The following is a 3,086-nucleotide window of genomic DNA, read 5'->3' as shown; positions in this document are numbered from 1 at the left end:
CGCCACGGCTACTGTGGTGCGGTCGATGTCGAGGATGCCCTCCATGGCGAGTTCCCGGCGAGCCCAGAGCCAGAACGGGATCACCATGGTCGGGGCGGTGACCGCACCGGACACGTACTGTCGCGCTGCGGCCGCCATGGCCAGGTGCCCGAAACCGTGTAACCCGAACCCCAGCAGGACTCCACGAAAGACGGGCGATCGCCCGTTCGACCTCACACCAAGCGCCGCTGCAGCGCTCATCACCAGACCCACGATGCCAACGCCCATGTTGAACTGCCGCTGCGAAATGCCGTTACGGCGCAGCCCTTCGGGAATGGGCAGGGCCTTCGGCAGCTTGCGCAGGACGTGTCCATCGGCCGTGTCCCGCCGGATTGGCGGGATGTCCCGATGGTCAGCGGCTGTCGGAGACGCGGTGTGACTCGCCGACCGCGGCCCGGCCGGCTTCCAGGCGCGCGATCGGCACCCGGAACGGTGAGCACGACACGTAGTCCAGTCCGATGTGGTGGAAGAACTGGATCGAGGCCGGGTCGCCGCCGTGCTCGCCGCACACACCCAGGGTGAGGTCGGGGCGGGTGGTTCGGCCGCGGTCGGTGGCGATGGCCATGAGTTGGCCGACACCGTCGCGGTCGATGGTGTCGAATGGTGAGATGTCCAGGATGCCCTGCTCGAGGTAGGCGGGCAGGAACTCCGCCTCCACGTCGTCGCGGGATAGGCCCCAGGTGGTTTGGGTCAGGTCGTTGGTGCCGAAGGAGAAGAATTGTGCTGTTTCGGCGATGCGGGCTGCCATCAGGGCGGCTCTGGGTAGTTCGATCATCGCGCCGATCTCGGGGTGGAGGTCGACGCTGTGCTCCGCGCTGACCTGGTTGAGGATCTGCCGGGCCCGGCTGGCGATGATCTCCAGTTCTTTCGGGTCGCTGATCAGTGGGATCATGATCTCCACGCGGGGTCGGCCGCCGGAGCGGATTCGGTCTGCGGTGGCTTCGGCGATGGCTCGGACCTGCATCTCGTAGAGGCCGGCGGTGACCAGGCCGAGCCGCACTCCGCGCAGGCCGAGCATCGGGTTCTGTTCGTGCAGCCGGTTGACGGCGTGCAGCAGCCGGGTGGCCTCGGTGTCGGGTTTGCCGAGCGCGTTGGCGACCGCGACCCGTTGCGAGAGTTCGGTGCGGTCGGTGAGGAACTCGTGCAGGGGTGGGTCGAGCAGCCGGATGGTCACCGGCAGGGTGTCCATCGCCGTGAGGATCTGCGCGAAGTCTTGCCGCTGCAGGACGAGCAGCTCGGCCAGGGCGGTGTCGCGTTCGGTCGCGTCCTGGGCGAGGATCAGCCGTTCCACGAGGATGCGCCGGTCGCCGAGGAACATGTGCTCGGTGCGGCACAGTCCGATGCCGTGTGCTCCGAACTTGCGGGCTCGTTGGGCGTCGCTGGGGGTGTCGGCGTTGGCCCGCACCCCGAGCCGGCGGCGGGCGTCGGCGTGGCGGATGATCTGGTCGACGGCCCGCAGCAGGTCGCTGTCCGGTGTGCGGGTGCCCTCGAAGTACTCCACCACCGGTGACGGCACGACGGGGACCTCGCCCAGGTACACCGCGCCGGTGGTGCCGTCGATGGAGATGATGTCGCCTTCGGCCACGATGGTGCCGTCGGGGGTGGTGAACCGTCGGGCGGCGGGGTCGATGTCCAATTCTTCGGCGCCGCACACGCAGGTGCGGCCCAGCCCGCGGGCCACCACGGCGGCGTGGGAGGTTTTGCCGCCGCGGGTGGTCAGCACGCCACGGGCGTGGATGAGGCCGTCGAGGTCGTCGGGGTTGGTCTCTCGGCGCACCAGGATCACCGGCACACCGTCGGCGGCCCGGCTGACCGCGGTCGGCGAGTCGAACACCGCCTGCCCGGCCACGGCGCCCGGCGAGGCGGGCACGGCGGTCGTGACCGGTCGGATCGTGGCGTCGGTGCTGAACCGGGGGAACATGAGCTGGGTGAGCTGGGCGCCGGTGACTCGGCGCAGCGCCTCGTCGGCGTCGATGAGTCCTTGGTCGCACAGCGCGGCGGCGATGCGGAACGCGGCGGCCGCGGTCCGCTTGCCCACCCGGGTCTGCAGCATCCAGAGTTTGCCGCGTTCGATGGTGAACTCGATGTCGCACAGGTCCCGGTAATGTTCCTCGAGCCGGCGCATGATCTCCATCAGCTCCCGGTAGGGCTGCGGCTGCAGTTCGGCCATCTGTTGTAGGGGCAGGGTGTTGCGGATGCCGGCGACCACGTCCTCGCCTTGCGCGTTGGGCAGGTAGTCGCCGTACACGCCGGGCGCGCCGGTGGCCGGGTCGCGGGTGAACGCCACGCCCGTGCCGGAGTTGTGGCCCACGTTGCCGAACACCATCGCGCACACGGTGACGGCGGTACCGAGGTCTTCGGGGATGTGTTCGGTGCGCCGGTAGATCCGGGCGCGTTCGGTGTTCCAGGAGTCGAAGACCGACCGGATCGCCAGGTCGAGCTGCTCGCGGGGATCCTGCGGGAACTCACGGCCGGTGTGCTCGCGGATGATCGCCTTGAACTCGTGCACCAGCCGGCGCAGGTCCTCGGCGTCCAGACCGAGGTCGGTGCGCACGCCCTTGGCCGCCTTGGCCGCCTCCAGCGCCGACCCGAACAGCTGCGCGTCGAGGCCCAGCACGGTCTGGCCGAACATCTGCAGCAGCCGCCGGTAGGAGTCCCAGGCCAGCCGCGGGTCGCTGAACCAGTTCGCCAGCCCCACCACGGACTCATCGGTCAGGCCGATGTTGAGCACCGTCTCCATCATCCCGGGCATGGAGAACCGGGCACCGGAGCGCACCGCGACCAGCAGCGGCTGGTCGACCTGCCCGAGCTTGCGGCCCAGCACACCCTCCAAGGCATGCAGCTGCGCGTCCACCTCCGCGGCCAGGCCGGCCGGCGGCTGCCCCTTGTCCAGGAAGATGCGGCAGGCCTCAGTGGTGATAACGAAACCCGGCGGCACCGGCAGGCCCATCGCGGTCATCTCAGCCAGATTGGCGCCCTTCCCCCCGAGCAGATCCGCCATACCGCGGTTGCCCTCGCTGAAGTCGTACACATACTTCGGCATGTGC

2 protein-coding genes are annotated in these 3,086 nt (G+C 69.4%); both read right to left on the bottom strand.

Annotation, left to right across the window (positions count from 1 at the left end):
* Positions 1-288 (bottom strand): HXXEE domain-containing protein (locus tag VFO68_RS34245; protein ID WP_414635471.1); only part of this gene is annotated, 288 nt, incomplete at its 3' end.
* 103 nt (positions 289-391) lie between these two features.
* A partial coding sequence (gene ppdK / locus VFO68_RS08020) for a pyruvate, phosphate dikinase (protein ID WP_325157541.1) occupies positions 392-3,086 on the bottom strand: 2,695 nt, incomplete at its 5' end.

The organism is Actinophytocola sp. (assembly GCF_035712165.1).
GTDB lineage: Bacteria > Actinomycetota > Actinomycetes > Mycobacteriales > Pseudonocardiaceae > DASYTH01.
This window is presented reverse-complemented; position numbering and strand designations above follow the sequence as displayed.